General features: G+C 81.6%; 1 pseudogene. It reads right to left on the reverse strand.

From position 1 onward, the window contains the following. A pseudogene (locus DKT69_RS38530) lies at nt 1-591 on the reverse strand (tetratricopeptide repeat protein); the annotation flags it as partial.

The following is a 591-nucleotide window of genomic DNA, read 5'->3' on the forward strand; positions in this document are numbered from 1 at the left end:
CCCGGGACACTCCGGCGATCACCGCCCCGGCCCCGAGCAGCACCACGACCACGCCGGCCGCGGCCAGCGGCAGCCACCGGTTGGCGCGCGGCTCGGGCTCGGACGGCCGGGGCACGTGCACCGGCAGGTACCGCGACGGCGGTTCCGGCTCGGCGGCCCGCGGGACCCGGCGTACGCCGTCCGGCTCTTCGTCGGTGAGGCCGACCACCGTCGGCGGCAGTGCGCTCTTCCCGGCCCGGTACAGGTCGTCGAGGTGCTCCTCCGGCGGCCACCAGGCGTCGTCGGCGGTCGGCTCGCCGAACGGCTCGTCGCGGGCCTCGGGTGGGAGCCGTGGCGTGGGCACGGTCGGGTGCGGGGCCGCCCGGTCGGGCGGGTGATACAGCGGCTGCTCGGGCGGGTGGTGCGGTGGTGGTTCGGGTGGCCCCTCGGCCGCCGGCGGCATCCGGGCGGCCGGTACGACGGGCGTCTCCCGGGCGGCGGGCGCCACGGGTGCCGGGCGGGCGGGCGGCCCCGGGGCGGCGCAGACGTGGTCCGGGCCGCCGCCGACCCGGGCGCGGGCGGCCACCTGCCCGGCGAGCGCCCCGACCCCCG

Origin of the sequence: Micromonospora sicca (assembly GCF_003172935.1) — a bacterium.
In the GTDB taxonomy this organism is placed as follows: domain Bacteria; phylum Actinomycetota; class Actinomycetes; order Mycobacteriales; family Micromonosporaceae; genus Micromonospora; species Micromonospora sicca.